Source organism: Rhodoferax sp. (genome assembly GCF_039922535.1).
In the GTDB taxonomy this organism is placed as follows: Bacteria; Pseudomonadota; Gammaproteobacteria; order Burkholderiales; family Burkholderiaceae_C; genus Rhodoferax_B.
Map to the genome: position 1 here is coordinate 1 of NZ_JBDTEM010000402.1, position 5,448 is coordinate 5,448.

Below are 5,448 nucleotides of genomic sequence, written 5' to 3' on the forward strand. Positions count from 1 at the left end.
TGGGCCAGGCGCGCATCGCCCACCTGCAGATAACGCCGGTAGTCGCCCGAGGTGGCCACGGCCAGGTCCTGCAGTTCGATGACACCGTGCACGGCGCGGTGCCCCGGCTCAGGGCGTTCCAGCGCTACGGCCCAGGGCGTGCCGCTGGCCTGGCTGCCGATGGCGCGCAGTTCCCCATCCAGCGCCACTAGCGCATGCGGCACCCCGTGCTGCTGCAGCACGGCGGCCATGCGGTCCACCGCATAGCCTTTGGCGATGCCGCACAGGTCGAGTTGCAAAGGGGAGCTTTTGCGGGCGCGGCCTGCCGGCCGGTCCAAGGCCAGCGCCTTGTGCGTCGGGCTCGGCGCGGCATGGCGTGCTGCGTGGATGGCCGCAGGGTCGGGCGCGTCGCGCACCGCGCCAAAACCCCAGGCATCCACCAGCGCTCCCACGCCCGGGTCGAAGGCGCCCGCGCTCAGGCGGTGGATGTCCAGCGCGCAGGCCAGCACCTCCAGCAGCCCGGCGGGCAAGGCGACCCAGGTGTCCATGGGCGCGCGGTTCAGGCGCATCAGGTCGCTGCCGGGTTTCCAGGGGGACATCTGCTGGTCCACCTGTTGTACCGCGGCGGCCAGGTCTTGCTGCAGGGCGGCCAGGTCCACGCTGGCGTCGGTGTCCACGGTGGCGGACCAGCGTGTGCCCATGGTCGGGCCGTGCAGAGTGCTCCGCTGGCAGGCCACAGTGGGTTCAGAAGATGTCTTCGGCATAGCGCCCTTTCGCTTTGAGCTGCTGCACGCTCAAGCGCAGCGGCAGGAGCACGGCATCTAGCGCTGCTTCTACGCCCTGCGCCATCGCGCGGCCACCACACACGCGCACGATGGCACCCCGGGCCAACAGGCCGCGCAGGCGCTCGCCGTCGCGGCGCACGGCATCCTGCACGTAGCCGCCACCGTCCGGCACGCGCGAAAACGCAGTTTGCACGTGGGCTACGCGCCCTTCGCTGAGCCAATGCTGGATCTCGGTGCCAAAGTAGAAATCGCGCGCCGGGTCACGCCCGCCAAAGTACAGGTGCATGGGGATGTGCCGGTCGTTGCGGCGGATAAAGCCGGCCAGCGGTGCCACGCCCGTGCCGGCCCCGATCAACACCACCGGCCTGCGTGTGCGGGGCAGCGCAAAGCCGGGGTTGGCGCGGATAAAGGCCGCGATGTGCTCGCCCGGCTGCAGGCGCAGCAGGTGCGTAGAGCACAGACCATCGGGCATGCGACGGGCGCAAATTTCGACAAACCCGTCTTCCCAGCCTGAGGCCAGCGAGTAGTAGCGCGGCACGGCCGAGCCCGGCGGCACGATGCCCACCAGGTCGCCCGCCACAAAGCGCGCAAGGCCAAGCCCCCGCAGGCGGTCGCCCAGGCCCTGCGCAGGCCAAGCAAAGCGCAGGATCGCCGCCTGCAACGCGGCCCCAGCAGGGCTCGCAAAGTCCTGGCGCGACACGAGGGTGAGCGCGGTGGTGGGCGGCACACGTGGCACATGGTCCAGCACCAGGGGCTCGCCCAGGGCGTGGGCCAAGGCCTCGCCCCAGCGCGCAAACTGCTGGCTCGACTGCTGGTGGATACGCTCCAGCGGCAGCAGCGCAGGCCAGCCTTGCGCGCGCAGCGTCTGGTCCAGCGCCTCGGCGAAGCCGCAAAAAGCCGGAAACTGCCGGTCGCCAAAGCCCAGCACGCCCACCGGCACAGGTGCCGCACCGGGCGTGGGCTTGGCGATATGCGCTAGGGCGTGGCTAGCATGGGCCGGTGCCTGGCCTTCGCCGTAGGTGGCGGCCAGCACCAACACCTGACGGGTGGCAGGCGTGGTCTGAAAATGCGCCAAGGCGCTGGTGTACACGCGGTGGCCGCCTAGGCGCAGCGCGTCTTGCAGGGTCTGGGCAAAGCCCCAGGTGCTGCCGCCTTCACTGGCGACGAAAATCAGCACGTCGGCCTGTGCCAGGGGGCTGTTACCTGTGGTGTGCGGCGCCAAGCGGCGTGCCTGCCACCAGATGACCACCCCGGACAGCCAGAACACCAGCACGCAGGCACCCGCCAGCCCCAGCACGACCGCCCAGGGCCAGGCGCTTTCGCCAGTGTGCAGCACCAGAGCCCAGCCGTAGATACGCTGCGCCAGAGTGCTGCCCTGCCAGGCCAGCGTCTGGCCCGAATAGCGGTCGATCCAGGCTTGGCCCTGGTCGGTGGCCACCTTCCAGGTGTCCTGCGGGTCGGCCGGGTCTGGCACATTCAGCTTGCGCAGGTCGCGTACCGCAAGGGTCTGCAGCATCGCAAGCTGCGCGCCGGGCCAGGCAGCCTGGCCGGTGGCCACGGACAGCACCTCGGGCTCAGTCCCCGCATCCAGCACCACCCACCCAAGGGTGCTGGCGCTCATGGTGAGCGCCGTCACCGACATCAGGCACAGCACCAGCACCACCACCCGCCCCACAAGCACATGGATGCGCTGCGCCAGCGAACCCCGCACCCGCGCCGCCAGAGCCCGCCAGCCGCCCATACGGCGCAGCAGCAACACCCCGCCCGAGACGCACAGCAATCCGATCCCCAAAGCAATGCCCGCCGCACCCCAGCGCCCGGCATCGCCCAGCAGCAGCGAACGGTGCAGGTTCTTCACCCAGCGCGGCAGCACCGAGGCCTGCCAGGGACCTAGCACCCGCCCATCGGCCGGATCCACATAGGACGCCTGTGCCTGGTCTCCTGCAAAGCTAAAAACCACGATGCCGCCCGATGGCAGGCGGCGGATTTCCTGCGCGCCCGGCACAGTGCGTGCTACGCGCTCCACCAGCGTAGCCACCGTAAGACCGTCTGGCACAGCGGGGGCCTGCCACGCCTGTTGTACCGGATCGAAAGCCAGGAAGACGCCGCTGAGGCCCAGCACCAGAGCCAGGGTGCCCACCGTCAGGCCCAGCCAGCGGTGTACGACCTTCCAGTCCATGCGCGTGACCTTTACGGGAGCTGGAATGTCAGCGACTGGATGTACTGCTTGCCGGGCTGGGGCTTGCCAGCGTTGGCGCTCGTCAGGGGCACGCGGATCTCTGTCGGGCTGTCGCGCATGTCTTCTGCAGCGGCATCGATGCGGATCTCAAAGCCCGCATTGACCAGCGCATCGGCCAGGTCGGCCGTGACTTTGAGTGTGCGCCCCTCGCCCACGCTGGCACCGCTTATGCCTGCGAGGCGTTTGTTATCGCCGTTGGAGAGGCGGTTCCAGTCGGACAGGTGCGTGTAGTACTTGGCTTTGCCACCGGCCACCCACAGCGTGCGCACATAGGCACCCTTGGCGTCCGTCAGGTAAGCGGCCAGGTAGGCACCGTCACCGCCGTAGTTCTTGAGTTGGGCGGTTAGTGTCATCTGGCGACTGTGCGCCAGGGTGGGCAGGGTAGACAAAGCCAGTACGCTGGCGGCGGCCAGGGTAGTCATCAGGGGTTTGGACATAGGAATGCTCAGGGGTTGGGTTACTCGGTTCGGCCGCGCGGCGCGGTGGGATCGCGTTCGTTTTCGCGTTCCCGGTCAGGTTGATGGTCCTTCTTTTTTATTTTCAGAACCTTAAGGGTTTCCGGGTCGATCTTGGCCTTGAAGGCGCGGCCCTGGGCATCGGTGCCGCGCAGCTCGTAGCAGCCGTCGTCAATCTTCAGCCGCTGGATCTGCCAGCCCTGGCGGGTCGCCATCTGGCGCACAGCCTCGCGGGATTGCCAGTGCGACATCGGCGCATCACAATCGTCATCGGCCCTTGCCGACAGGGTGACCAGGCCCATAGCCAGGGCAAGTAAGCCGCAGCGCAGCAAGAGAGGGTGTTTCATGGTTCGGCGGGCACAGAGCCTAGGACCAGTTTGGACAGTTCCACAAAGCCGATCGGCGGCACCGTCAGCCACGGCAGCGTAAAGAGGCGCGCGGCCAGGCCGTTGGCCATACGGTCGATCTGCTTGCGTTCCCCCGCCAGCCGCGCGGCCAGCAGTGGATCGTGTGTGCCGGCGGCCAGCACGCTCTTGTTGAGCACCCAGGCGTAGGGCTCGACGCCCGCACGGCGCAGGTCCTCCTGCAAAGCGGCGGCCTGCGATACGGGCGTGAGCTCTGGCAGCGTCACCAAAATGATCTTGGTGTAGGCGGCATCTTGCAGGCGCATCAGCGGCGTGACGATATGCGCGCTGCCAGATTTTTCAGGACCGTCAAACTCGCGCACCATCTGCCGGTGGTAGGCACCGGTGGCATCCATCAGCAGCATCGAATGCCCGGTGGGTGCGGTGTCCAGCACCACGAAGGCACTGCGCGCCTCGCTGACGATGCGCGAGAACGCGTGGAAGACCGCCACCTCCTCGGTACAGGGCGAGCGCAGGTCTTCGAGCAGCAGGGCCTGTTCCTGGGCGTCCAGATGGGGGGCCTTGGCCGCCATGATTTTGTCGATGTAGCGCTGGGTCTCGACCTTCGGATCGATGCGGCTGACTTGCAGCCCCGGCACCTCGCCCTCCAGCGTGGCGGCCAGGTGCGCCGCCGGGTCCGTGGTGCTCAGATGCACGGTCTTGCCGCGCTGGACCAGCCCCAGGGCCAGGGCCGCTGCAACCGTCGTCTTGCCGACCCCACCCTTGCCCATGACCATGATCAGGCCGTGCCCGGCAGCGGCCAATGCATCGGCCAGCGCGGCGAGCCCCTGGACAGGGGCGGTATGGCTTGCGGGAGCGGCCTGCACAGGCCCGCTGGTCGGTGCTGCTGGCGAGAGCAGTGCACGCAGCGCCGCCAGGCCGACGGTATCAAAGGCCCGCAACGGCACCTGGTCCTGCGGCAGGTGCTTCAGCAACTGCGGCATCTCGTCCAGCGCCTGCTGCTCCAGGTCCTCGATGGCGCAGGCCACGGCATCTGTTCGGTCGCTGGCATGGAACACCCCGTTGACTGCGAGGCGCTGGTGATTCAAACCCAGCGCATGCAAGTCCTGCGACGTGCGTTCTGCCTCCAAGATGGCGCCCTTGTCAGCGCGGGTCACCAGCACCACCGTGGTCAGGGCCGGATCACTCAACGCGCTCAGCGCAGCTTTGAAGCGCTCCTCTTGCATCTTCAGCCCGGAATGGGGTCCGAGGCACGAGGCACCACGGTCGTTGCCATCCAGAAAGCCGCTCCATGCTTTGGGCAGGCTCAGCAGCCGCAGGGTGTGCCCGGTCGGTGCCGTGTCGAAGATGATGTGGTCGAAGTGTTCGGGGTCGTCTGCCAGCAGGGAGGCGAACTCGTCAAACGAGGCGATCTCGGTGGTGCAGGCCCCCGAGAGCTGTTCGCGCACGGTTGCGCGCTCAGCGTCGGTGGCGGCGGTATCCATTTGCGCAATGACACGCTGGCGGTAGGACTCGGCGGCGTTGTCGGGGTCGATATTCAAGACCCAGAGGCCCGGCGCGCCGGGCACCGGTGTAGGGGTGTTGTGCAGCGCGATGCCCAGCATCTCGTCCAGGTTCGATGCGGC

5 protein-coding genes are annotated in these 5,448 nt (G+C 68.0%); all 5 read right to left on the bottom strand.

The window, feature by feature from the left end; genetic code table 11:
- Positions 1-743, bottom strand: a 743-nt coding sequence (locus ABI213_RS19030) for an FAD:protein FMN transferase (RefSeq protein ID WP_348028246.1), incomplete at its 3' end; no start/stop codon positions are given.
- On the bottom strand, positions 724-2,943 hold the full coding sequence (locus ABI213_RS19035; RefSeq protein ID WP_348005024.1) for a PepSY domain-containing protein: 2,220 nt from the start codon (positions 2,941-2,943) through the stop codon (positions 724-726). The genes ABI213_RS19035 and ABI213_RS19030, both read right to left, overlap by 20 nt.
- Before the next feature lie 11 nt (positions 2,944-2,954).
- Complete coding sequence (locus ABI213_RS19040) at positions 2,955-3,440, bottom strand: DUF2271 domain-containing protein (protein ID WP_348005023.1); 486 nt, start codon at positions 3,438-3,440, stop codon at positions 2,955-2,957.
- A gap of 20 nt (positions 3,441-3,460) precedes the next feature.
- Complete coding sequence (locus ABI213_RS19045; RefSeq protein WP_348005022.1) at positions 3,461-3,805, bottom strand: PepSY domain-containing protein; 345 nt, start codon at positions 3,803-3,805, stop codon at positions 3,461-3,463.
- The coding region (locus ABI213_RS19050; protein ID WP_348028248.1) for a TRC40/GET3/ArsA family transport-energizing ATPase at positions 3,802-5,448 on the bottom strand (1,647 nt) is incomplete at its 5' end. The genes ABI213_RS19050 and ABI213_RS19045, both read right to left, overlap by 4 nt.